Genomic DNA, 22,627 nt, shown 5'->3' on the forward strand with positions numbered 1-22,627 from the left:
CGGACCGGGTGTGTGCCGCTCCGCCATTGCCAGGTGCGGGTCCCTGGGGGTTGGCTTTCGGCATGACCACTGTTGCCGAAGAGACATATGAGCCCGAGCGCGCCGGACGGCTCCTGCTCGCCGAGCGCGACGCCCTGATCCCCCTGTTGCGGTCCGTGCCCGACGAGGCGTACGCCGTGCGGACCTGTTGCCCCGGCTGGACCGTGCGGCACGTGCTCGCGCACTGCGGCTCCGCGCTGATGCGGGTCGTCGAGAACCGGTTCGGCGAGGACGTGTTCAGCGCCGAGAGCAACGACCGGGACATCGCCGAACGCGCCGACTGGTCCCACTCCCGCGTCGTGGACGAACTGGAGCGCGGCATGACCGAGGCGGGGCCCGTCATGGCCGCCGCCAAGGGGAGGCTGGACGGCGTCGCGCTCGGCGAATGGGTGCACGCCGGCGACGTCCGCGAGGCGTGGGGGAAGCCGGGGGCGTACGGGGGCGAGGGGCTCGGGGACGCGCTGACGCTGCTCGGGCAGTTCAGCAGGGGAGGGTTCAGCGCGGCGACGCCCGGCCTCGCGGTGCACGCGGACGTGGACGGCCGGGACGAGCCGCTGGTCCTCGGCACCACGGACGGCCGGCGGCCCCCCGCCCGCTACATCGGTGACGGGCCGACCCTCATCCGGATCTGCGCGGGACGGCCGCTGACGGGGACGCGGTACGAGCTGGCGGGCGCCACGGAAAAGGAGCTGACAGTGTTCGGCTGACGAGGATCATGGGGGGATGACCCCCGCATCCCCCGCATCCTCCGGTTCCCCCGCATCCTCCGGTTTCGCTGCGTCCTCCGCGTCCTCCGTGTCCTCCGACTCCCCTGCTTCTGACGGGGCTTCCGGCCTCCCGGCGGCTGCGGAGTCCTCCGGTTCCTCCGGATCGCCCGGACCTCTCGTGGCCGCCGATCCGGACGTGCTGCACCCCATGCCCGGGCAGGAGCGCGTGGTGCTGCTCAAGCCGCTCGTCACGTCACCGCTGATCGAGGTCGGTGACTTCTCCTACTACGACGACCCCGACGACCCGACCGCCTTCGAGACCCGCAACGTCCTCTACCACTACGGCCCGGAACGGCTGGTCATCGGCAAGTTCTGCGCGCTGGGCGAGGGCGTGCGGTTCATCATGAACGGCGCCAACCACCGCATGGACGGGCCCTCCACGTTTCCCTTCCCGATCATGGGCGGGTCGTGGAGCGACCACTTCGACCTGATTACCGGGCTGCCGGGGCGGGGCGACACCGTCGTCGGCCACGACGTGTGGTTCGGCTACGGTGCCACGGTCATGCCGGGCGTCAGGATCGGCCACGGCGCGGTCATCGCCTCGCGCGCGGTGGTCGTGGACGACGTGCCGGACTACGGCGTCGTCGGCGGCAACCCGGCCCGGCTCATCCGCCGCCGCTTCGGCGACGAGGACATCGTCCGGCTGCTCGAACTGGCCTGGTGGGACTGGCCGGCCGACCACCTGACCCGGCACATCCGCGCGGTCATGTCGGGCAGCGTGGACGAGCTGGCGGCCGTGGCACCGCGTACGGACACGGCCGTCCCGAAGGCCGACTGACCTTCGGGAGCGGCTTTCCGGCACCGGCGCCGCACCGGGTGTCAGTGCCGGTGGCCGTCACTCTTCCCGGGGGCGGTACCGGTGTCCGCCCCGGTGCGGGCGGCGTCCCCCGCGTGCACCGTGAACGCCGCCGTGCGGACCTTCCCGTCGTGCTTGAAGTCCAGGAACAGGCGGTACGCGCCCGGGCTCGGCGCCGCCGCCGTGAAGGAGACGCCGGGGCCCGCCGCCGTCCTCCCGTCGCCGGGGCCGCCGTTCGGGTGGACGTGGAGGTAGGCCAGGTCCCCGGAGCGCAGGGCCACCAGGTGGCCGTACGCGCCCAGGTAGGGCTGGAGGTCGGTGACCGGCTCGCCGTCCTTCGCCACGTTCAGCGTGAGCTCGCCGCCCGCGCCCGTCCGCAGCCCGCCCTTCAGCGTCACGTCGTACCCGTCGACCGTCGCGGTCGTGCTGTGCGCGGGCAGTTTCCGCGGCGTGGAGTCGCCCGCCACCGCGAGGTCCGCGCCGAGTGTCAGGCCCTCCTTCGCGCCCTCGGGGCGGAAGTCGGCGAAGACGCGGTAGCCGCCCGCCTCGGGCAGCTCGACCTCGGTGGACCAGGTGCCGTCCGCCGCCCGGACCGGGTGCAGATGGCGGTAGGTGGTCAGGTCGCGGGAGGCGACGATGAGGTGCAGCTCCTTGCCGTGCTGCTCGCGGTACGCGGTGACCTCGCGGCCCGTGGCGTCCTTGACGACGGCGAACCGCAGCTTCTCCTCGCGGCCCGCGTCGAGCCGCGGGGTCCTGAGGTCCAGCGTGTAGCCGCGCTCGGAGACCTGGAGGCCGCCCGGGACGGCGGCGTCGCGCCCCTCGTCTTTCCCGTGGCCCGCGTGTGCGGCGCCCTCCTCCTCGCCGTGCGCCTGCTTGCCCTCCGGCCGGTCGTCGCCGTGTCCGCCGTGCCGGGCCGTCGGCGCCTTGTCCGTGACCGGGTCGACGGCCTTGCCCACCCCGTACGCCGTACCGAAGGTCGCGGCGACGGCGGCGGCGAATGCGGTGATCTTCAGTCCGGTGTTCATGACGACTCCCTGAGTGATCCCCGGCCGGCTGTTCCGGTCGGTCGGACTCGATGCCTTCGACCATACCCCCTAGGGGTATGACGTCAAGCCCTGGTCTCCTCTGTTCGATCCTTGCGTCTGATACCCCCCAGGGGTATAAAGGATCTCGTACGAGGGATACCCCGGCCCGGTATCGCACCTCCCGCTCACGACCCGAGGAGCCCGCAGACATGTCCACCACCACCCCCGGCACCCCCGAGGCGGCCTCCCCCGCCTCTCCCGCCGCCACCGCAGAAGTGGAACTCGCCATCGGTGGCATGACCTGCGCCTCGTGCGCCGCCCGGATCGAGAAGAAGCTCAATCGCATGGACGGCGTCGAGGCGAGCGTCAACTACGCCACCGAGAAGGCCAAGGTCAGCTACCGCGGCGCGGACGTCTCCGTACAGGACCTGATCGCGACCGTGGAGGCCACCGGGTACACCGCCCAGGAGCCCGCGCCCGTACGGCAGGGCAGCGCCCCGGAGCCGGACGGCCCGGACGGCGAGGAGCGGCGGGCCGACGACGCGCTGCGGCCGCTGCGCGAACGGCTGATCACCGCCGTGCTGCTCTCCGTGCCGGTCATCGCCATGGCGATGGTCCCCGCCCTCCAGTTCGACTACTGGCAGTGGCTCTCCCTCGCCCTGGCCGCGCCCGTCGTCACCTACGCCGCCTGGCCCTTCCACAAGGCGGCCTTCACCAACGCCCGGCACGGTGCCGCCACCATGGGCACGCTGATCTCGGTCGGCACCTCGGCGGCGTTCCTCTGGTCGCTGTGGGCCCTGTTCCTCGGCACCGCGGGCACGCCCGGCATGACCCACGCCTTCGAACTGACCATCGCCCGCGGCGACGGCGCCGGGAACATCTACCTGGAGGCCGCCGCCGGAGTCACCGCCTTCATCCTCGCCGGGCGCTACTTCGAGGCCCGCTCCAAGCGGAAGGCCGGCGCCGCCCTCAAGGCGCTGCTCCAGCTCGGCGCCAAGGACGTCACCGTGCTGCGCGCCGGCGGTCGCGAGGAGACCGTCCCGGTCGGCGAGCTGACGACCGGCGACCGTTTCCTGGTCCGGCCCGGCGAGAAGATCGCCACGGACGGCAGGGTCGTCGAGGGCGCGTCCGCCGTCGACGCCGCCATGCTCACCGGCGAGTCCGTGCCCGTCGAGGTCGGCGAGGGCGACTCCGTCACGGGCGCCACCCTCAACGTCGGCGGCCGGCTCGTCGTGGAGGCCACCCGCGTCGGCGCCGACACCCAGCTCGCCCGCATGGCGCGGCTCGTGGAGGACGCGCAGAACGGCAAGGCCGCCGCCCAGCGTCTCGCCGACAAGATCTCCGCGGTGTTCGTGCCGGTCGTCATCGGCCTCGCGCTCGCCACCCTCGGCTTCTGGCTCGGCAACGGCGCCGGTCTCACCGCCGCCTTCACCGCCGCCGTGGCCGTCCTGATCATCGCCTGCCCCTGTGCCCTCGGCCTCGCCACCCCGACCGCCCTCATGGTCGGCACCGGCCGCGGCGCCCAGCTCGGCATCCTCATCAAGGGCCCGGAGGTCCTGGAGTCCACCCGCGAGGTCGACACCATCGTCCTGGACAAGACCGGCACCGTCACCACCGGCAGGATGACCCTGCTCGCCACCCACACCGCCCCCGGCACCGAGGCCGTCGACGTGCTGCGCCTCGCCGGCGCCCTGGAGCACTCCTCCGAACACCCCATCGCCCGTGCCGTCGCCGCCGGGGCGGCCGAGCGGGTCGGCACGCTGCCCACCCCGGAGGACTTCGCGAACGTGGCGGGACTCGGCGTGCAGGGCGTCGTGGAGGGGCACGCCGTCCTGGTCGGCCGCGAGCAGCTGCTCGCGGAGTGGGCGATCCACCTGCCGGTGGAGCTGGAGCGGGCCAAGTCGCAGGCCGAGGCGGCGGGGCGTACGGCCATCGCGGTCGCCTGGGACGGCGAGGCGCGGGCGGTCCTGGAGGTCGCCGACGCGGTGAAGGACACCAGCGCCGAGGCGATCACGCGGCTGCGGGCGCTCGGTCTGACCCCGATCCTGCTCACCGGGGACAACAAGGCGGTCGCCGCGTCGGTGGCCGCGGAGGTCGGCATCTCACCGGAACACGTGATCGCCGAGGTCATGCCGCAGGACAAGGTCGACGTCGTCAAGCGGCTCCAGGCCGAGGGCCGGTCGGTGGCCATGGTCGGGGACGGCGTCAACGACGCCGCGGCCCTCGCCCAGGCCGACCTCGGCCTCGCCATGGGCACGGGCACGGACGCCGCGATCGAGGCGGGCGACCTGACACTCGTCCGCGGTGACCTGCGGGCGGCGGCCGACGCGATCCGGCTCGCCCGGCGGACCCTGGGCACGATCAGGACGAACCTTTTCTGGGCCTTCGCCTACAACGTCGGCGCGCTGCCGCTGGCCGCGTCCGGCCTGCTCAACCCGATGATCGCGGGGGCGGCCATGGCCTTCTCCTCGGTCTTCGTCGTCGGCAACAGCCTGCGGCTCCGGGGGTTCCGGCCGCTGGCCTGACAGGGCCGGGCGGAGCCGGGCGGGGTGACCGGGCGGGGTGTTCTGCGCGTAGGCTGGCCTATTGGACTAGACCTGTGTGACGGTGTGACCCGTGCGGGCCGTGTGGGCCGGGATCCCGACGAGAGGGACCCCGACGAGAGGGAAGAGACAGCCATGAGCAAGCGTGCAGTCCTGGAGGTGATCGCCCTCGACGCCGAGGACGCCGTCGCCGCCCGGGCCGGGGGTGCGGACCGCCTCGAATTGGTGACCGACATGGCCGCGGACGGCCTCACGCCGACGCGTGAGACGTTCGCCGCGATCCGGTCCCGCGTCGACATCCCGCTGCGCGTCATGCTGAGACTGGCCGACGGGTTTGCCGCCGGCGACGTCGACGCGCTCGTGCGCCGCGCCCACGAACTCCGGGCGGAGGGCGCCGACGCGTTCGTCCTCGGCTTCCTCGACGAGGCGGGCGGCGCCGACCTCGGCGCGGTCGAGACGCTGGTGGCCGCCCTCGACGGCTGCCCCTGGACCTTCCACCGGGCCATCGACCGCGCCGCCGACCGCGACGCCCTGCGCAAGCAGCTCGCCGACCTGCCCGGCCTGGACACCTACCTCACGGCGGGCGCCCCGGGCGGGGTCGACGACGGCCTGCCGACGCTGCTCGCCGAGGCGGGGCGCCGGGACGAACCGGGCTACGGGCCCCGGCTCCTGGTGGGCGGCGGACTCCGCCTCGACCACCTGCCGCGCCTGAAGGCGGCGGGCATCGACGCGTTCCACATCGGCGGCGCGGCGCGGCCCGGGGGCTGGACGGAGCCGGTATCGCCGGGGGCGGTCGAGCGGTGGCGGGCGGCGGTCGACGCATGACTCGCCGTGGGCGTCATGGGGGTTCCTGCGGTGCGGGTTTTTCACTGCGGGGGCGTGGGGGCTGAGCGCGCAGTTCCCCGCGCCCCCGGGGGGTCTCCGCTGGGCCCTCGGGGGCGCTGAGGTACAACTGGGAGTTGAGGGAGGGAAGTTCATGAACGCTCACGCCAGTCGCACGTTGCCCCTCGCCGTCACGCTGCTCACCGGGACCGTCGCGCTCTACATGGCCCTCGTCGCCTTCGGGAACATCACCGACTTCGGCACCAACCAGCAGTTCGTACGGCACGTCCTCGCGATGGACACCACCTTCAAGGACGACGACCTGATGTGGCGCGCGGTGGAGTCCACCGCGCTCCAGGACGCCGCCTACGTCGCGATCATCGTGTGGGAGAGCGTCGCCGCGCTGCTCCTCCTCGCGGCGACGGTCCTGTGGGCCGGGGCCCTGCGGCGCCGCACGGGATACCGGCGTGCCCGACGCGTCGGCACCGCCGGGCTGCTGATGGTGCTGCTGCTCTTCGGCGCCGGGTTCATCGGCGTCGGCGGCGAGTGGTTCGCCATGTGGCAGTCCGAGGACTGGAACGGCCTGGACGCGGCGACCCGCGTCGTGACACTCGCGGGCTTGGTGCTGCTCGTGACCCTGCTGCCGTCCACCGCGGGGGCCGCGCCGGACGGCGACAAGGGGCCTGCCGCTTAAGCGAGTTGCTTCGGCAGCGGCGCCGCGTGCACGACGATCAGGCCCGACACGGCACGGGTCAGCGCCACGTACAGCCGGCGCAGGCCCGTCCGCTCGTCGGGCTCGCCGTCGACCACGGCGGCGGGCTCGTCCAGGACCACGTAGTCGTACTCGAGGCCCTTCGCCAGGGACGCGGGCACGAGCGTGAGCCGGGTGTCGGGCGTGGTCTCCTCGCCCGGGTCGAGGTACGTCATCCCGGCCGCCGTCAGCGCCTTCGCCAGCGCCGGGATACGGGCATCCGCGGCGATCAGCCCGATGGAGCCCTCCCGCCGCAGCGACTCGGCGCACGCCTCCAGGCAGGCGGCGTCCAGAGCGGCCGCGTCCGGGTCGGCCGGGTCCGGGGCAGCCGGGTGGGGCACCTGTCGCACCGCGAGCGAGCCCGGTGACTCGCGCACCGAGGCGACCGCCGTGAGGCCCGGCGCGATGTCCGGCAGCAGCCGCGAGGCGTACGCGATGACCTCGCGCGGCACACGGAAACCGGCCGTCAGCTCCTCCACGACCGCGTCCTCCTTGCCGAGGTGCGCGAGGGCCTCGGCCCAACTCCGCGTCGCCCAAGGCGTCGTGCCCTGCGCGAGGTCACCGAGGACGGTCGCCGAACCGGTCGTGCAGCGGCGCCCCACCGCGCGGTACTGCATGGGGGACAGGTCCTGCGCCTCGTCCAGCACCACGTGCCCCAGCGAGTGCGTGCGCGCGACGAGGTCGGTGGCCTCGTCGATCAGCACCGCGTCGGCGGCCGACCACTTGGCCGACTTCACGCTCCGGGCCGGCTTCGCCCACAGCAGGGCCTTCTGCTCGTCCGCGTCCAGGATCCCCTCCGCGTGCGCGGCCAGGAACTCGGCGTCGGACAGCAGCCGCAGCACCAGTTTCGCCGGGTCGACCGGCGGCCAGACGGCCTTCACGGCCGCCTTCACCGCCGCATCGCGCGCCACCGCGTTCTGCACCCGGTCGTCGGGGGCCTCGCCCGCCTGCTCCATGCGGACCAGGACGGCATGGGCGATGCGCTGCGGCAGCGCGTCGCGGGCGGCGCCGTAACGGATGTCGCGGTCCAGCAACTCCCGTACGATCTCCGCCAGTTCGTACGCCGGCACGCGCCACCGGCGGGAGCCGCGGACCACCATCAGGGGCTCGGTCGGCTCGGTGACGTGCGCGCGCACGGCCCTGCGCAGCACCTGGGCCATCCGGGCGTCGCCCTTGACCAGGGCGGTGGCGGAGTCGTCGGTGCCGCGCACCTCCACGTGTGCCACGAGGTCGCCTACGGTGGCCTGCTTGACCTCCAACTCGCCGAGTGCGGGCAGCACTTGCTCGATGTAGTGCAGGAAGGAGGCGTTGGGCCCGATGACGAGCGTCCCGGTGCGGGCGAGCCGCTCCCGGTGGGCGTAGAGGAGGTAGGCGACGCGGTGGAGTCCGACGGCGGTCTTGCCGGTGCCGGGGCCGCCCTGCACGCACACGCTGCCGTTCAGGCCGCCGCGGACGATCTCGTCCTGCTCCGGCTGGATGGTGGCGACGATGTCCCGCATCGGGCCGACGCGCGGCCGCTCGATCTCCTGCTGGAGGAGCCGGCCGGTCCGCTCGTCCGCTGCGGGGTCGCTGAGGTTCTCGTCCTCGTACGCGGTGAGGTCGCCGCCCGTGTACCCGAAGCGGCGGCGCAGCGCGACGTCCATCGGGTCCTTCTTGGACGCCCGGTAGAACGGCTGGGAGACCGGCGCGCGCCAGTCGATGACCATCGGGTCGCCGTCGGCGTCGTGCACATGGCGCCGCCCGATGTAGAACTGCTCGCCCTCCGCGCCCTCGGCCTGCTCGGCGCCGGGGGCGTGCAGGTAGTCCAGCCGCCCGAAGAACAGGGGCGTGTGGGCGAGGTCGGCGAGGGACTTGATGCGGTCGTCGATCTGCCGTTCGAGGACGGCGGCGTTCACCCAGTTCGCGGTGACATCGCGGATGTCGAGGGCCTCGGCGTCCGCGCGCATGGCGCGCAGCGCGGCACGGGAGGCGGCGAGGTGCCCGCGTTCGCGGGCGAGAGGGTCGGTCGGGTCGTGCGCCTGCACGGGGTGCCTCCGGCGGTTCAGCGGGGGTGGTCTGTTGCTGCCGCCCGGTTTCCGTCCGGGCGGCGGCGCTCCGCGGGGGAGGCCGGGGAGGGGGCATCCTAGGCGGCCGACGGGCCGCCGTGCCAACGGTTTCTGGCCGGGGGCCTTGGGGGTCTCGGTGAGGCTGTTGATGCGGGGCGCCGGGGACCTCCCTAGGGGCGCGGGGAACTGCGCGATCAGCCACGACGTGCCTGCGGGGGCGGGCCGGGGGGGTCTTGGGTTGTTCTTTGCCTGCGGGTGGGTGGGGGCTGGCCGCGCAGTTCCCCGCGCCCCTGGGGGGTTTCGGCGGGGGCTGTTGATGGGGGGTGCCTGGGTCTCCCTCAGGGGCGCGGGGAACTGCGCGATCAGCCACGACGTGCCTGCGGGGGACTGGCCGGGGTCTTGGGTTGTTCTTTGCCTGCGGGTGGGTGGGGGCTGGCCGCGCAGTTCCCCGCGCCCCTAGGGGGGTCTAGGCGAGGCCCCTGGGCGGGCTCAGTCGTCGGCCAGTTCGGCAACGCCCGTTACGCGGTGGAGGGGGAACGTGCGGACCTCGTCCGCCGTGTGGTCGTACGCCGTCACGTAGCCGCCCTCCACCCGGACGGGGGCGATCACCCGCTGGCTCGCGGCGCCCTCCGCGTTGACGAAGCCGATCCACACCGCCTCGCCCGTCATCACCGCCGCCTGCATCGTGGCGAGGGTCTCCGCGGACGTCGTACGGGGCAACTCGCCCCCCGGCGTACGGGGGCTCTCCTTGCGGGGCGCCGTCGAGGCCAGATCGCCCGCCCGGATCGCCCGGACGGCCGCGCCGATCAGCGTGGCGTCGGGCAGCGGCGGCCCGTCCGGCACCGGCTCGGGAGCCGAGCGGGGCGGAGTGCGGTGCGCGTGGGCGCGGGTGATCAGGACGTCGCCGTCCGCCGACTCCGCGGCGGGCGCGAAGCCCATCGTGCGGAGCCCTTCGAGGAGCGTGCCGGGGTCCGCCTGCGCGGCCAGCACGGTCGGCGCGAGGCGGCGCAGCCGCAGCCCCTGGGAGCGCTTGTCGGCCAGGATCTCGTTGAGCAGCGCCTCGTCGTCGCAGCGCACATAGGCGGAGGCGGCCCCGATACGCAGGTGCCCGTGCCGACGGGCCACGTCGTCGATCAGATAGGCCAGCGGCTGGGGAACCGGCGTACGGGCGTGGGCCGCGAGGAACGCGTGCAGATCGGACGCCGACTGCCCGGCGTCGAGCGCGCGCCGCACCGAACCGGGCGTGAAGCGGTACACCGTGGCGCCGCCCTTGGACTCCACGTCGGCGAGCACGGCGAGGGCCTCGGCGAGCGGCCGCTCCAGCGGGCCCGGCGCCACGGCCGTGAGGTCGGCCTGGAGCAGGACGTGATCGAGCGGCTCGGGCAGCAGCGGGGTGAGGATCCCCACCGCCCGGTCGGCGGCGGCGGCCTGCTCGGCGGCGGTCGGCGGACGGACCCCGAGGGTGCCGGGCTCCCCCTCCGGGGCGCCGCCGAGCAGCGCCCTGCCGTGCGCCGACAGGGCCCCGCGACCCGTGACACCCAGCAGTTCGGCCTCGTTCAGCGTCCACTGGGCGATGCGGGTACGCAGGTCGTGCGCGGCCGGCGAGGGCCGCTCCCAGTGCAGGCGGGCCAGGAGGGAGTCGGGGTCGGGCGCCGCGCCCTCGGGGAGCCCCGCGAGGAGGCAGAGGACCCGCCGGCGCACCTCGGGCGCCACCGACCGGTCCAGGTGCGGGCCGAGCGCCGACAGCGTGCGGTCCTTGCCGTCACGGCCGCCGATCAGGCCCGCCGTGCGGGTCGCCGCCAGCCACGCCGTGGCCAGTACGGCCCAGCGCCGCGGCGCGGGCAGCTCCTGCCACTCGTCGTACGCGGGTGTCGCCGCGTACCGCTCGTCGGCCTCGCCGTCGGAGGCCACCAGGCCCGCCGCGTAGGACAGCTCCACCCAGAAGGCGGCCATCGGCTCGGGCATGTCGAGCGCCACCGCCGTCCGCTTCAGGTCGCGCACGCTCAGACCGCCCGCGCGCAGCACGGCCGGGCCGCCCTCGTCCCACTCCTTGAGGAGTTCCTCGACGGTGGCCAGGGCCGTGTACGCCTGGCCGGCCGCCGTGGCGTCCACGACCTGTGGACGGTGCTCGCGGCCCGGCGCGACGGGCGGCGGCGTCGGCGCGGGCGAGCGGTGGGCGCGGCCCGCGCGCAGGTGCAGGGCCGCCTCGCGGGGCAGGACGACCGTGCCCGGCGCGGTGGGCAGGAGCAGGCCGCGGTCGAGCAGCCAGCGCAGATGGCGGGCCGGGTCCGCGGTGACCTGGCCGTAGGGAGGGCCCCAGACCAGGCGGGAGAGGACCTCCACGGACTCGGCGGGCGCCTCGTCCAGGAGCGCCGACATGCGGGCGCGGTCCGTGAAGAGCGCGGTGAGGGCCTCCACCGCCGACACCGCGTCATGCGTGGTGGGCAGGCCCGCCGCCGCGACGATGTCCTGCATCCGGGTCGGCGACATGCCGGCCGTGGCCTCGGCGACGGTCGGGCCCAGCCCGGTCGGGGAGGGGTGCTGGGGGCTCGGGGCGAGCAGCTCGCGGGCGGTGCGGACCAGGCGGAGCCGGTCGTCCGTGCCCCACACCAGGGCCTGCCCGTGCAGGGTGCGCAGGGCGCCGGGCAGGGCGTCGGCCACCGCCGCGTCACCGTCGTCCCCGGCCAGCAGGCCGAGCAGCTCCTCGTACGACGTGGGCTCCGGGGCCACCGCCAGCGTCTGCGCCACCTGCTGCGTGAAGAGGTCCAGGCGCTCCAGGGCGCGCACCACGGAGGCGCGGGTGCCGGCCCGGGCGGCGAGCTGCGTCAGGTCGGTGGGGACGGGGTTGAGGAGGTCCGGGCGGGCGTGCAGCAGCTCCGCGAGGGCGTCGTCCTCGCGGCTACGGAGCGCTTCGGCGAGGGAGCGGGGGGTGTCCCCCTTTTGGGGGGGACGGCTCTCCTGGGGGTGCGGCGGCTCGTCGGTGCTCATCCGGTTCACGTTAGCGGGTCTTGGGCGTGGGGCGGGGGGTCTGGGGGCCGGGGGGTTTGTGTATCGGGTGCGGGTGGGTGGGGGCTGGCCGCGCAGTTCCCCGCGCCCCTAGGGGGGTTTGGGCGGGGCTGTTGAGGTGGGGTGCCTGGGTTTGCCTCAGGGGCGCGGGGAACTGCGCGATCGGCCACGACGTGCCCGCGGGGGCGGGCCGGGGCCTTGTTTCCGCGCGGGTGGGTGGGGGCTGGCCGCGCAGTTCCCCGCGCCCCTTCGGTGGCCCTTCGGGCCTTCCTCGGGGGCTGACCCGCGCCCCTTCGGGGGCCGGCCAGGCGTCCGGTGAGGGTTATGGCGTGGGGCTGAGACGTCGATGCGGCACACTGGACGTTTGGGCTAGGGAAAGGGCGGGCGCGTGAACGGTCCCCTTATCGTGCAGTCGGACAAGACACTCCTGCTGGAAGTCGACCATGAGCGGGCCGACGCCTGCCGTCGGGCCATCGCCCCGTTCGCGGAGCTGGAGCGCGCCCCCGAGCACATCCACACCTACCGCGTGACCCCGCTCGGCCTGTGGAACGCCCGGGCCGCCGGGCACGACGCCGAGCAGGTCGTGGACGCGCTCGTGGAGTTCTCCCGCTACCCCGTCCCGCACGCCCTGCTCGTCGACGTCGCCGAGACGATGGCGCGCTACGGCCGCCTCACCCTCTCCAAGCACCCCACCCACGGGCTCGTCCTGACGACCACCGACCGGCCCGTCCTCGAAGAGATCCTGCGGTCCAAGAAGGTCCAGCCGCTCGTCGGCGAGCGGCTCGACCCGGACACCGTCGCCGTCCACCCCTCCGAACGCGGGCAGATCAAGCAGACCCTGCTGAAGCTGGGCTGGCCCGCCGAGGACCTCGCCGGGTACGTCGACGGCGAGGCGCACAAGATCGACCTGGACGAGAGCGGCTGGGCGCTGCGGCCCTACCAGCAGCAGGCCGTCGAGGGCTTCTGGCACGGTGGCAGCGGAGTGGTCGTACTGCCCTGCGGCGCCGGGAAGACCCTCGTCGGCGCCGGGGCCATGGCGCAGGCCAAGGCGACCACGCTCATCCTCGTCACCAACACCGTCTCCGCCCGCCAGTGGAAGCACGAGCTGGTGAAGCGGACCTCCCTCACGGAGGACGAGATCGGCGAGTACAGCGGGACCAGGAAAGAGATCCGTCCCGTCACCATCGCCACGTACCAGGTCCTGACGACCAAGCGGAAGGGCATCTACCCGCACCTGGAGCTGTTCGACTCCCGCGACTGGGGCCTGGTCATCTACGACGAGGTGCATCTGCTGCCCGCGCCCGTCTTCAAGTTCACCGCCGACCTCCAGGCGCGCCGCCGCCTCGGCCTGACCGCCACCCTCGTACGGGAGGACGGGCGCGAGTCCGACGTCTTCTCGCTCATCGGGCCCAAGCGGTTCGACGCCCCGTGGAAGGAGATCGAGGCGCAGGGCTACATCGCGCCCGCCGACTGCGTGGAGGTCCGGGTCAACCTGACCGACGGCGAGCGGCTCGCGTACGCCACCGCCGAGGCCGAGGAGAAGTACCGCTTCTGCGCGACGACGGCGACCAAGCGGAAGGTGACCGAGGCGCTGGTCAAGAAGCACCAGGGCGAGCAGACCCTGGTCATCGGCCAGTACATCGACCAGCTCGACGAGCTGGGCGCCCACCTGGACGCGCCCGTCATCAAGGGCGAGACGACCAACGCGCAGCGCGAGAAGCTCTTCGAGGCCTTCCGGCAGGGCGAGATCTCCGTCCTCGTCGTGTCCAAGGTCGCCAACTTCTCCATCGACCTGCCCGAGGCCACCGTCGCCATCCAGGTGTCGGGCACCTTCGGCTCGCGCCAGGAGGAGGCACAGCGGCTCGGCCGGGTGCTGCGGCCCAAGGCGGACGGGCACGAGGCCCGCTTCTACTCCGTCGTCGCGCGGGACACCATCGACCAGGACTTCGCCGCGCACCGGCAGCGGTTCCTCGCCGAGCAGGGGTACGCGTACCGGATCGTCGACGCGGACGAACTGCTCGCCGGCGACTGAACCGGCCCCGTCACGCGCCGATCAGGAGCGTGGCGGGGACCGCCACGACCGACGTCCAGGCGAAGGCCGTCCGCAGCCACGCCGCGCGCGCGTCGCGCGGCGTGCACCAGCCCGCCGTCAGGCAGCCGAGGCCCGCGAACGCCGCCAGGACATAGCGGGCCACCAACTGCCGGTGTGCGGGCGTCGACGCGCCGCCGAGGTCCGTGTCGAGCCGGACGACCAGCAGACCGACCCCGAGGAGCAGCAGGACGGCCGGGGTGGCGAGGGCCAGGCCCATGACGCGGGACGGCGGCGGGTCGGGGCGGGCGGCGTCACGAGCGGTGTCACGAGCGGGGGACTGCGCGGCCGGCGCGCGGGTGTGCGGGTCGGCGGTCGTCCTGCTCGGCCGGGTGCGTTCCATGGGGCGAGTCAACCTCGGGGCGCGGCGGCGGCACCTCGGTCCGCGTACTCAGATGCGTACTCAACAAGAGCGGCAGTACGAGGGCGAACAGGGCGTACGGCGACGCCAACGGCTGCTGCCACCAGGGCAACCGCAGGTCCAGGCCGCCCTGGTGGGGCAGGAGCCAGAAGGTGCGGGCCGTGAAGAGCGCGGCCACGGCGGCGGCCGGGCGCGGCCGGCCCTCGGCGACCAGGAGGACCAGCAGCGGCACGCACCACACCCAGTGATGCGACCAGCTGATCGGGCAGACCAGCAGGGTCGTGAACGCGGCCAGGAGCACGGCGCGGGGCCCGTCGGGCGTCCGGCGGATCAGCCACAGCCCGGCGGCCGCCGTCAGGGCGGCGGGGACCGCCCAGGCGAGGCCCGGTTCCGCCGTGTGCAGGGCCCGCGCGAGCAGGCCCTGGAGCGACTGGTTGTCGACGATCCACGCCTTGCCGACCCGGCCCGTCTCGAAGACGCGGCGCGTCCAGAAGTCGACGCCGGCGGCAGGCAGCACCAGCACGCCGACAAGGACGGTCCCGGCGAACGCCACCAGAGCGGTGACGGCCTCCCGCGTCCGCCCGACGACGAAGAGGTACGCGACGAAGAACACCGGGGTCAGTTTGATCCCGGCGGCCACGCCCAGCGCGACGCCCCGGCCGGGGGCGCCCCTCGGCCGGGTCAGGTCCCACAGGACCAGACAGGCCACGGCGAGGTTGATCTGCCCGAACACGACGGTCTGGAAGACCGGTTCCAGCCACAGCGCGAGGGCGGTGGCCGCGCACAGGTGCCGGGGGCGGGGGCGCAGGCCTGCCAGTCGGCAGGAGAGGTGCAGGAGCAGCCCACAGAGGGCGGTGTTGCCGACGAGGAAGACGACCTTCAGGGCGGGCACGGGGAGCCAGGCCGCCGGTACGAAGAGGAGCGCGGCGAACGGCGGGTAGGTGGCGGGGAGTTCCCACTCGGTGACGGTGAACCCGTAGAGATCACCGCCGTCGAGCACGGCTCGGCCCTCGGCGCGGTAGACGAGGGCGTCGGCCATGGGGACGTGCCGGACGGCGCAGAGCGCGGCGAGGGCGGCCAGGGAGAGCGGCGGGGCGAGGAGGGTGAAGGTCGCCGTGAGTGAGGGGCGCGTGACGCGGGGGTACTTCACGGGGGGACGGTAACGGCTCCCGGCGGGTCGCCCTCGGACCGGCGCACACCGCCGCGCGGGCCGGTGTTGGAGGCACCCCGGCCCCAACCGGTACCGTCGGGGCCGGGGAAGAACCAACGCAGCCGCCCCGGAGGGGACTTCGTGGGGATCGAGAGCGATCAGCTGGTCTACGACTATCTGAGCCGGGTCGGGGACCTGGCCCAGCAGCGGCAGTTGACGTCCGGCGCCCGTATGCGCCTGGTCGCCGACCTGCGCCTGCGGATCGACCGCGACCGCGCCGAGGCGGCGGCCGACACCCCCGCCGCCGTCCGCCGCATCCTGGCCCGGCTCGGCACCCCCGAGGACGTCGTCGACGCGGCGGGCGGCCCCCCGGGCCCCACCACCCCCTCCCCGCCCCCCGCACCCCGGCCGAGCGCCCCCCACGCGGCCGTCCCCACCCAGCGAGGCCCCCGCCCGCGCCGCAAGCCGACCTCGGACACGCCGAGGCAGGCGCCCGGAGGCGAAGCCCGGGGCGCGGGCGGCGCTGAGAGCGGGGGCACGGGTGGGGCGGGAAGCGGGGGCGCGGGCGGCGGCGGCAGCAGGAGCCTGGGCGACGACGGCGGCAGAGCCGTGAGCGGTGACGGAGACAGGACAGCAGGCGGGGGCGGCGGCAGGACCGCGGGCGGAGGCGGCGGCAGCAGCAACGCGAGCGGCGGAAGCAGGAACCGGGGCGGTGGCGGCAGCAGAACTGCGGGCGGCGACGGAGACAGGACGGCAGGCGGAGGCGGCGGCCGGAGGAACGCGGGCGGCGGCTGGAACAGGAACTTGGGCGGCGACGGGCGCGGGGGCCTGGACGGCGACGGGAGCAGGAACGCGGGCGGCGGCGAAGGCGGTGGGGGCGAGGCGGTCAAGCGGCTGCGGCGGCTCGTGCCGCGGCCCCGCCGCGCCCCCAAGTCCCCGCCCCCGGAGGGCCTCGCGGGCCTGGAGGGCATGGAGGGCTACCGCCCGTCCCCGCCGCACCTCGCGGGCTCGCACGAGCTGGGCCCGAGCGGCTCCGAGCCCGACTGGTGGCGCCTGGACAGCAGCCCCTTCGGCCTCGCCGACAGCGTCCCCGGCTTCGTCGGCGGCGTGGAGATCCCCGAGATACTGAAACCGCCACCGGCCCCGGACGACCCCGTACGCCTGGCCAAGGACGGCAGTGCGAAGGGCGACGCGGTCGACGGGTCCCTGGACGCCGACGAGTTCGGCGAGGCCGACGAGGCGCAGGAGCGCCGGTGGTGGCGGCCCCGGCTCGGCGGCGGCGAGGGCGTGCGGTTCGCCAACCCCCTGCTCCTGTGCGCCGCGGCACTGCTCCTCGTGGGCGCCGTCCTCGGCAGTCTGCCCGCCCTCGGCGGCGGCTGGCTCATCGCCTACCTCTCCCGCAGGCTCACCCGCGCCGAGGCGAAGTGGGCCGTGTTCGGGATGCCGGGGCTCGCGGTGGCCGCCGGTCTGGCCTGGCTGTGGGGGCGTACGGACGGCAGGTGGGGCGAGCCGATCCGGGAGGGCCACATGAGCGACGCCATCGCCGGGACCTGGCCGTGGGTGGTACGCGGCGCGGCCGTCGCCTCCGCGCTCTTCCTGGTGTGGAGATCGCAGCGGCGACGGCTGTGAGCACCCGGCCTACTTCTCGGTGAGGTCCGCCCGCAGCTCGTCCAGGATCCGGTCCGCCGCGGTGTAGCCGATGCCCTGGATCCACAGCTCGTCGTCCACGGTGTGGACGTTGCCCGACCTGACCGCCTTCATGTTCTTCCACAGGCCGCTGCTCGTGGTCCGCGTCTGCTTGGCCTTCTTCGGGTCGCCGTACGTGGACCGGAAGATGACGTCGGTGTCCGCGAGGTCGATCTTCTCGGGGGAGAGGTCGTAGGAGAAGCCGTCCTTCGCCTTCGCGGAGATCGGGGCGCGGCCGAGACCGACGTCCTTGAGGATGGTGGCGATGTAGCTCTGCTCGCCGTAGAGCCGGATGTCGGCGCCCTCCACGAAGCGGATGACGTTGACCTCCGTCCGCTCGGCCTTCGCGGGCCCGCCGATGGCCTCGGTGACCTTCCGGGCGTGCGCCCGGTAGTCGGCGACGACCTTCCTCGCCTCCGCCTTCTTGCCCAGCGCGTCCGCGTGCACCTGGAAGTTCTCCTTCCAGGGGTAGCCGGTCGTCTCGGTCATGACCGTCGGCGCGATCTGCTTGAGCTGGTCGTACTTCGCCGCGTGCCGGATCTTCGAGGTGAGGATCAGGTCCGGTTCGAGCGCGGCGATGGCCTCCATGTCGGGGTTCAGCATCTCCCCGACGTCCTTGACGCCGCTGACCTTGTTCCTGGGCAGGTAGCCGGGGAAGCCCGACCCGGCCTCGACGTGCGTGGCGCCGACCGGTGTGACGCCGAGTGAGATCGCGGAGTCCAGCTCGGCGGTGTCCAGCACGACGACCCGCTTCGGGGCGACGGGGACCGACACGTCCCCCATGGCGGTCCGCACCGTGTGCGTCCTGCCCGCACCGGAGCCCTTGCCGGAGCCGGAGGAGTCGGAGGAGCCGCAGGCGCCGAGCGCGAGCGCGCCGGTCAGGGTCAGGGAGGCGGTGAGGAGCGCGCGGCGGCGCGCCGAGGAGCGGAAGCCGGACACGGACAGGGGCATGGGGACGCCTTTCGGGCTGCGTTACACGGGGGCGGGGGCGGGCGCCGACCACGGCGCGCCGGGGACGACCAGGGGGGAGCCGGTCACGGGGTCCGGCACCACCACACACTCCAGGCCGAAGACCTCGCGCACGAGCTCCTCGGTGACGACCTTCGACGGGGGCCCCTCGGCGACGACCTCGCCGTCCTTCATGGCGACCAGGTGATCGGCGTACCGCGCGGCCTGGTTGAGGTCGTGCAGGACGACGACGACCGTGCGGCCCCGGTCGTGGTTGAGCCGGCGCACCAGGTCGAGGACCTCCACCTGGTGGGAGATGTCCAGGTACGTCGTCGGCTCGTCCAGGAGCAGCAGGTCGGTGTCCTGGGCGAGGGCCATCGCGATCCACACGCGCTGGCGCTGGCCGCCGGACAGTTCGTCGACGGGGCGTTCGGCGAGCGCGGCCACATCGGTGCGCTCCATCGCCTCCGTCACCGCCTTCTCGTCCTCCTCGGACCACTGCCGCCACCAGTGCTGGTGCGGCTGGCGGCCGCGGGCGACGAGGTCGGCGACGGTGATCGCCTCGGGCGCCACGGGGGCCTGCGGGAGCAGCCCTATCCGCTGGGCGATCTTCTTCGTCGGCAGCTTGCCGAGGGACTCGCCGTCCAGGAGCACCGCGCCGCTCTTCGGCTTCAGGAGCCGACCGAGGGCCCGCAGGGTCGTGGACTTGCCGCACGCGTTGGGGCCGACGATGACGGTGACCCTGCCGTCGGGGACCGCGAGGTCGAGACGGTCGACGACCGTGCGGTCCTCGTAGGCGAGGGTCAGCCGGCGGGCCGCGAGACGGGCCGGGCGGGGGCCGGGCGACGGGTGGGCGGTCACGACGTGCCTCCATTGCGGACGGAGCGGCCGCGGACGATGAGCCAGATCAGGTACGGGGCGCCGACGGCCGCCGTCAGCACGCCGACCGGCAGTTCCGTCGGGGCGAACATCCGGCGGGCGAGCAGATCGGCGAGGACGACGACCAGCGACCCCACCAGCGCCGAGCACAGCAGAGGGATCTGCGCGGTGCGGGTCAGCCTGCGGGCGATCTGCGGGGCGGCGAGCGCCACGAAGTCGATGGGCCCCGCGGCGCTGGTCGCCACGGAGGCGAGGACGACACCGAGCAGGACCAGGCCGAGGCGTACGTGTCCCAGGCGCACCCCGAGAGCCGTCGCCGTGTCGTCGTCCAGGGTGACCGAGCGCTGCGCGCGGGCCGCCCAGCACAGGCCGGGCAGCAGCACGAGCAGGGTCAGGGCGAGCGGGTCCGCCTCCGTCCAGCCGCGGCCGTTGAGGGAGCCCGTCATCCAGATCTGCGCCTGCTGGGCGACGAGGTAGTCGCCCTTGGTCATGAAGAGCGTCGTCACCGAGCGCAGGGCGACGGCGAAGCCGATGCCGATGAGCACGAACCGGGTGGCGTGCAGGCCGCCGCGCCACGCGAAGACGTACACGAGGGCGGCCGCGGCCATGCCGCCGAGCACCGACAGGCAGGGCAGCACGGCGTACGAGGTGACCCCGAAGGTCAGCGCGCCGACGGTCAGCGCGCTCGCGCCCTGGCTGATGCCGATGACGTCCGGGCCGGCCAGCGGATTGCGGGCCACGGTCTGGATCAGCGCACCGGCCACGCCGAACGCGGCGCCGACGAGGAGCCCCACCACCATGCGGGGTTCGCGCAGCGTGCCGACGACCAGCGCGTCGGGGGAGGGCTGCCCGAGGACGACCTTCACCGCCTCGACGGGCGGGACGTACGAGGCGCCGGCACAGAGGTACGCCAGACAGCTCGCGGCCAGCAGAGCGCCGAGGCCGAGGGCGACGAGGGCGGCACGGCGGTGCAGCAGGAAGGCGGCACGGCGCAGCCGGACCACGGTGTAGCCGACGGGCCGCAGCCGCGGGGAGGCGAGGCTCACGCGGCCACCGCCCTGCGGCGTACGAGAGCGACGAGGAACGGCACCCCGATGAGCGCGGTCATCACCCCGGCGGGCACCTCGCTCGGCGGGAACACGATCCGCCCCACCACGTCGGAGACGAGCAGCATCACGGGCCCGAGGACGGCCGCCATGGGCAGCGTCCAGCGATGGTCGCCGCCCACGACCGCGCGGGCGATGTGCGGCACGGCGAGCCCGATGAAGGCGATGGGTCCGGCGGCCGCGACCCCCGCCCCGGTCAGGACCGTCGCCCCGAGCCCGCCGACCACCCGCACCGCCGCCACGTTCTGCCCGAGGCCCTTCGCGACGTCCTCGCCGAGTGCCAGCGCGTCGAGGCCGCGGGCGACGGAGAGGACGAGCACCAGGCCCACGAGCAGGAACGGCCAGATCCGGCCGGCGATGTCGGCGTCCCGCCCGGAGAGCGAGCCGACCTGCCAGAACCGGAACTCGTCCAGCGCGGAGGCCCTGGTGGTGAGGATCGCCGTGGTCACCGAGACCAGCAGGGCGTTGACGGCGGCGCCGCCCAGCGCGAGTTTCACCGGTGTCGCCCCGCCCCGCCCGCCGGCCGCGATGGCGTGGACGGCCAGCGCCGCGACGCCGGCGCCGGCGAACGCGTACCAGACGTAGCCGGTCAGCGTGTGGACGCCGGCGAAGGCGATGGCGAGGACCACGCCCACCGAGGCGCCCTGGCTGATGCCGAGGACACCGGGGTCGGCGATGGGGTTACGGGTGAGGCCCTGGAGCACCGTGCCGGCCAGCGCGAGTGCCGCGCCGACCATCAGGCCGACGGCGGTGCGCGGCACCCGCATCTCGCGGACCACCTCGGCGGAGTCGCCGTGCCCGCCGTGCAGCAGCGCGTCCAGGACGGCGGAGGGCGCGATGGCGCGGGCGCCGACGGCGAGGCTGAGCAGGACCGCGAGCAGCAGGGCCACGACGGCCGCCGCCATCAGGGCGGCGCGTCGGACGGGCACACGCATCGACTGGCTCGTTTCGGGGTGGGGGAGTCGGGTTTCGGGACGGGGGAGTCGGGGCGGCACGTGGGGAAGTCGGGTTTCGCAGTGGGGGAGTCGGGGCGGCACGTCGGGAAGTCGGGGGGCTGCGAGCGGCAGTTGGTAAGGCTTGGCTAAGTCTAAGCCGGGGGTGGGGGGCCGCCTCGGCACAATGGGCGCATGACCTCACGCGCGCTGACCGTCGGCTTCGACCTCGACATGACCCTGATCGACTCCCGGCCCGGCATCAAGGCCGCCTACCAGGCGCTCGCCGCGGAGACGGGCACGTACATCGACGCGGAGCTGGCCGTCACGCGCCTCGGGCCGCCGCTGGAGCAGGAACTGCGGAACTGGTTCCCCGAGGAGGAGATCCAGGAGATGGGCGACCGCTACCGTGAGATCTATCCCACATACGCCATCGCGCCGACGCTCGCGCTGCCCGGCGCCCGCGAGGCGGTGGACGCGGTCCGCGCGCGCGGCGGCCGCGCGATCGTGGTGACCGCCAAGCACGAGCCCAACGCGAAGCTGCACCTGTCGCACCTCGGCATCGAGGCCGACGCGGTCATCGGCTGGCTGTGGGCCGAGGCGAAGGCGGTGGCGCTGCGCGAGCACGAGGCGGCCGTGTACGTGGGCGACCACACCGGGGACGTGCGCGGCGCGCGTACGGCGGGCGCGCTGTCCGTGGCGGTGGCGACCGGCCCGTGCGACGCGGCGGAACTGCGGGCGGCGGGCGCGGACGTGGTCCTCGCCGAGCTGACCCAGTTCCCCGCGTGGCTCGACGCGTACGCCGCCGGACAGGGCCGCTGACGCGCGCGAAGCCAGGTGTCAGCCGGTCGCGGACCTCGCCCGGCGCCGCTGGACGGCGATGCCGCGCAGCACCCCGGCGGCGGCCACGACGAACCCGACACCCATCAGCATGCACACGGCATACGCGACGGGCGGGAAGGGCTCGGTGCCGAGAAAGAGCGGTGCCACCGTGACCAAAGTGGCCACCGCGCCGATGAAGAAGACGATTGCTCCGATCCGGACCATCCCGTCGCCGGGCCCGGCCGAATTCGCTTGGGTTTTGTCACGCACCCCACCAGGGTAGTTCCCTGCGCGAAGGAGGAACCCGGAGGAAGAGATTCGGGGACGTCTTGTCACCGGGCGCCGGACCAATAGGCTTGGTTCCGGCGGGTCGGGCGACCCGCTGTAGTGCTATCCAGAGCCGTTTTCGCCCCGTCATTTCCGGTGGGGCGGACCGGCACAGACGAGTACGACGAGTACGAGGACGAGGACTTCACGTGCCTACCGGCAAGGTCAAGTGGTTCAACAGCGAGAAAGGCTTCGGCTTTCTCTCCCGCGACGACGGCGGCGACGTCTTCGTGCACTCCTCCGTACTGCCCGCCGGCGTCGACACACTCAAGCCCGGCCAGCGCGTGGAATTCGGTGTGGTCGCGGGGCAGCGCGGCGATCAGGCCCTTTCCGTCACGATTCTCGACCCGACCCCTTCGGTGGCGGCCGCGCAGCGCCGCAAGCCGGACGAACTCGCGTCGATCGTCCAGGATTTGACGACCCTCCTGGAGAACATCACGCCGATGCTGGAGAAGGGCCGCTACCCCGACAAGGCGTCGGGCGCGAAGATCGCGGGACTGCTGAGGGCGGTCGCGGACCAGCTGGACGTGTGA

The 22,627-nt window shown here is 74.0% G+C and carries 19 protein-coding genes; 9 read left to right on the forward strand and 10 right to left on the reverse strand.

What is annotated here, in order from left to right; all coding sequences use genetic code 11:
* The first annotated feature begins 62 nt into the window (after positions 1 to 62).
* Both ACZ5GP_RS16010 and ACZ5GP_RS16015 read left to right on the forward strand, forming a co-directional pair.
* On the forward strand, positions 63 to 746 hold the full coding sequence (locus tag ACZ5GP_RS16010; protein WP_468751409.1) for a maleylpyruvate isomerase family mycothiol-dependent enzyme: 684 nt from the start codon (positions 63 to 65) through the stop codon (positions 744 to 746).
* Between the two features lie 208 nt (positions 747 to 954).
* Complete coding sequence (locus ACZ5GP_RS16015) at positions 955 to 1,584, forward strand: CatB-related O-acetyltransferase (protein ID WP_468751771.1); 630 nt, start codon at positions 955 to 957, stop codon at positions 1,582 to 1,584.
* 41 nt (positions 1,585 to 1,625) lie between these two features.
* Here ACZ5GP_RS16015 and ACZ5GP_RS16020 read toward each other — a convergent pair whose 3' ends face one another.
* A complete protein-coding gene (locus tag ACZ5GP_RS16020) occupies positions 1,626 to 2,627 on the reverse strand; it encodes a hypothetical protein (RefSeq protein WP_468751410.1) in 1,002 nt (333 codons plus the stop codon).
* Between the two features lie 209 nt (positions 2,628 to 2,836).
* On the opposite strand from ACZ5GP_RS16020, the gene ACZ5GP_RS16025 reads away from it, so the two are divergent.
* From ACZ5GP_RS16025 to ACZ5GP_RS16035, 3 genes are all read left to right on the forward strand, one after another.
* The gene (locus tag ACZ5GP_RS16025; protein ID WP_468751411.1) at positions 2,837 to 5,152 is read left to right on the forward strand and encodes a heavy metal translocating P-type ATPase; all 2,316 of its coding nucleotides are present in this window, start codon (positions 2,837 to 2,839) and stop codon (positions 5,150 to 5,152) included.
* Positions 5,153 to 5,305: 153 nt separating this feature from the next.
* Complete coding sequence (locus tag ACZ5GP_RS16030) at positions 5,306 to 5,995, forward strand: copper homeostasis protein CutC (protein ID WP_468751412.1); 690 nt, start codon at positions 5,306 to 5,308, stop codon at positions 5,993 to 5,995.
* A gap of 151 nt (positions 5,996 to 6,146) precedes the next feature.
* The gene (locus ACZ5GP_RS16035) at positions 6,147 to 6,686 is read left to right on the forward strand and encodes a DUF2165 domain-containing protein (RefSeq protein WP_468751413.1); all 540 of its coding nucleotides are present in this window, start codon (positions 6,147 to 6,149) and stop codon (positions 6,684 to 6,686) included.
* On the opposite strand, the gene ACZ5GP_RS16040 is transcribed toward ACZ5GP_RS16035, so the two are convergent.
* Both ACZ5GP_RS16040 and ACZ5GP_RS16045 read right to left on the reverse strand, forming a co-directional pair.
* A complete protein-coding gene (locus ACZ5GP_RS16040) occupies positions 6,683 to 8,767 on the reverse strand; it encodes a HelD family protein (RefSeq protein WP_468751414.1) in 2,085 nt (694 codons plus the stop codon). The two genes, ACZ5GP_RS16035 and ACZ5GP_RS16040, sit on opposite strands and share 4 nt — an antisense overlap.
* 510 nt (positions 8,768 to 9,277) lie before the next feature.
* Complete coding sequence (locus tag ACZ5GP_RS16045) at positions 9,278 to 11,776, reverse strand: helicase-associated domain-containing protein (RefSeq protein ID WP_468751415.1); 2,499 nt, start codon at positions 11,774 to 11,776, stop codon at positions 9,278 to 9,280.
* Between the two features lie 406 nt (positions 11,777 to 12,182).
* Here ACZ5GP_RS16045 and ACZ5GP_RS16050 point away from each other — a divergent pair, with 406 nt between their 5' ends.
* Positions 12,183 to 13,826: a DNA repair helicase XPB gene (locus ACZ5GP_RS16050; protein WP_468751416.1), complete on the forward strand. Its 1,644-nt coding sequence runs from the start codon at positions 12,183 to 12,185 to the stop codon at positions 13,824 to 13,826.
* Positions 13,827 to 13,836: 10 nt separating this feature from the next.
* Here ACZ5GP_RS16050 and ACZ5GP_RS16055 read toward each other — a convergent pair whose 3' ends face one another.
* Together ACZ5GP_RS16055 and ACZ5GP_RS16060 are read right to left on the reverse strand one after the other, a co-directional pair.
* Positions 13,837 to 14,226 carry a hypothetical protein gene (locus ACZ5GP_RS16055; protein WP_468751417.1) on the reverse strand — a complete coding sequence of 130 codons (390 nt, stop codon included), beginning with the start codon at positions 14,224 to 14,226 and terminating at the stop codon, positions 13,837 to 13,839.
* Positions 14,150 to 15,283 carry a glycosyltransferase 87 family protein gene (locus tag ACZ5GP_RS16060; RefSeq protein ID WP_468751772.1) on the reverse strand — a complete coding sequence of 378 codons (1,134 nt, stop codon included), beginning with the start codon at positions 15,281 to 15,283 and terminating at the stop codon, positions 14,150 to 14,152. Before ACZ5GP_RS16060 ends, ACZ5GP_RS16055 begins: the two co-directional genes overlap by 77 nt.
* A gap of 252 nt (positions 15,284 to 15,535) precedes the next feature.
* Here ACZ5GP_RS16060 and ACZ5GP_RS16065 point away from each other — a divergent pair, with 252 nt between their 5' ends.
* Positions 15,536 to 17,023, forward strand: coding sequence for a hypothetical protein (locus ACZ5GP_RS16065; RefSeq protein WP_468751418.1), 1,488 nt, complete (start codon positions 15,536 to 15,538; stop codon positions 17,021 to 17,023).
* 9 nt (positions 17,024 to 17,032) lie between these two features.
* On the opposite strand, the gene ACZ5GP_RS16070 is transcribed toward ACZ5GP_RS16065, so the two are convergent.
* Genes ACZ5GP_RS16070 through ACZ5GP_RS16085 form a run of 4 tightly spaced genes read right to left on the reverse strand, consistent with a single transcriptional unit; the run spans position 17,033 to position 20,948 of the window.
* Positions 17,033 to 18,031 (reverse strand): ABC transporter substrate-binding protein, encoded by a 999-nt coding sequence (locus ACZ5GP_RS16070; RefSeq protein WP_468751419.1) that lies wholly within the window; start codon positions 18,029 to 18,031, stop codon positions 17,033 to 17,035.
* Between the two features lie 21 nt (positions 18,032 to 18,052).
* On the reverse strand, positions 18,053 to 18,889 hold the full coding sequence (locus tag ACZ5GP_RS16075) for an ABC transporter ATP-binding protein (RefSeq protein WP_468751420.1): 837 nt from the start codon (positions 18,887 to 18,889) through the stop codon (positions 18,053 to 18,055).
* Positions 18,886 to 19,953 (reverse strand): FecCD family ABC transporter permease, encoded by a 1,068-nt coding sequence (locus ACZ5GP_RS16080; RefSeq protein ID WP_468751421.1) that lies wholly within the window; start codon positions 19,951 to 19,953, stop codon positions 18,886 to 18,888. Before ACZ5GP_RS16080 ends, ACZ5GP_RS16075 begins: the two co-directional genes overlap by 4 nt.
* Positions 19,950 to 20,948 carry a FecCD family ABC transporter permease gene (locus tag ACZ5GP_RS16085; RefSeq protein WP_468751422.1) on the reverse strand — a complete coding sequence of 333 codons (999 nt, stop codon included), beginning with the start codon at positions 20,946 to 20,948 and terminating at the stop codon, positions 19,950 to 19,952. The genes ACZ5GP_RS16080 and ACZ5GP_RS16085 overlap by 4 nt, the downstream gene beginning before the upstream one ends.
* Before the next feature lie 192 nt (positions 20,949 to 21,140).
* On the opposite strand from ACZ5GP_RS16085, the gene ACZ5GP_RS16090 reads away from it, so the two are divergent.
* Positions 21,141 to 21,767 (forward strand): HAD family hydrolase, encoded by a 627-nt coding sequence (locus tag ACZ5GP_RS16090; protein WP_468751423.1) that lies wholly within the window; start codon positions 21,141 to 21,143, stop codon positions 21,765 to 21,767.
* 18 nt (positions 21,768 to 21,785) lie between these two features.
* Here ACZ5GP_RS16090 and ACZ5GP_RS16095 read toward each other — a convergent pair whose 3' ends face one another.
* Positions 21,786 to 22,037: a hypothetical protein gene (locus ACZ5GP_RS16095; RefSeq protein WP_468751424.1), complete on the reverse strand. Its 252-nt coding sequence runs from the start codon at positions 22,035 to 22,037 to the stop codon at positions 21,786 to 21,788.
* A 206-nt stretch (positions 22,038 to 22,243) separates the two neighbouring features.
* Here ACZ5GP_RS16095 and ACZ5GP_RS16100 point away from each other — a divergent pair, with 206 nt between their 5' ends.
* Entirely contained in the window at positions 22,244 to 22,627 is a 384-nt protein-coding gene (locus ACZ5GP_RS16100) for a cold-shock protein (RefSeq protein WP_055701393.1), read from the forward strand.

The sequence above is a fragment of the Streptomyces sp. NPDC031466 genome, assembly GCF_055581265.1.

Bases quoted from the DNA above. Each gene is read 5' to 3' on its own strand.
- ACZ5GP_RS16010 (WP_468751409.1), top strand. From the start codon at position 63: ATGACCACTGTTGCCGAAGAGACATATGAGCCCGAGCGCGCCGGACGG.
- ACZ5GP_RS16015 (WP_468751771.1), top strand. From the start codon at position 955: ATGCCCGGGCAGGAGCGCGTGGTGCTGCTCAAGCCGCTCGTCACGTCA.
- ACZ5GP_RS16020 (WP_468751410.1), bottom strand. From the start codon at position 2,627: ATGAACACCGGACTGAAGATCACCGCATTCGCCGCCGCCGTCGCCGCG.
- ACZ5GP_RS16025 (WP_468751411.1), top strand. From the start codon at position 2,837: ATGTCCACCACCACCCCCGGCACCCCCGAGGCGGCCTCCCCCGCCTCT.
- ACZ5GP_RS16030 (WP_468751412.1), top strand. From the start codon at position 5,306: ATGAGCAAGCGTGCAGTCCTGGAGGTGATCGCCCTCGACGCCGAGGAC.
- ACZ5GP_RS16035 (WP_468751413.1), top strand. From the start codon at position 6,147: ATGAACGCTCACGCCAGTCGCACGTTGCCCCTCGCCGTCACGCTGCTC.
- ACZ5GP_RS16045 (WP_468751415.1), bottom strand. From the start codon at position 11,776: ATGAGCACCGACGAGCCGCCGCACCCCCAGGAGAGCCGTCCCCCCCAA.
- ACZ5GP_RS16055 (WP_468751417.1), bottom strand. From the start codon at position 14,226: ATGGAACGCACCCGGCCGAGCAGGACGACCGCCGACCCGCACACCCGC.
- ACZ5GP_RS16060 (WP_468751772.1), bottom strand. From the start codon at position 15,283: ATGGCCGACGCCCTCGTCTACCGCGCCGAGGGCCGAGCCGTGCTCGAC.
- ACZ5GP_RS16070 (WP_468751419.1), bottom strand. From the start codon at position 18,031: ATGCCCCTGTCCGTGTCCGGCTTCCGCTCCTCGGCGCGCCGCCGCGCG.
- ACZ5GP_RS16085 (WP_468751422.1), bottom strand. From the start codon at position 20,948: ATGCGTGTGCCCGTCCGACGCGCCGCCCTGATGGCGGCGGCCGTCGTG.
- ACZ5GP_RS16090 (WP_468751423.1), top strand. From the start codon at position 21,141: ATGACCTCACGCGCGCTGACCGTCGGCTTCGACCTCGACATGACCCTG.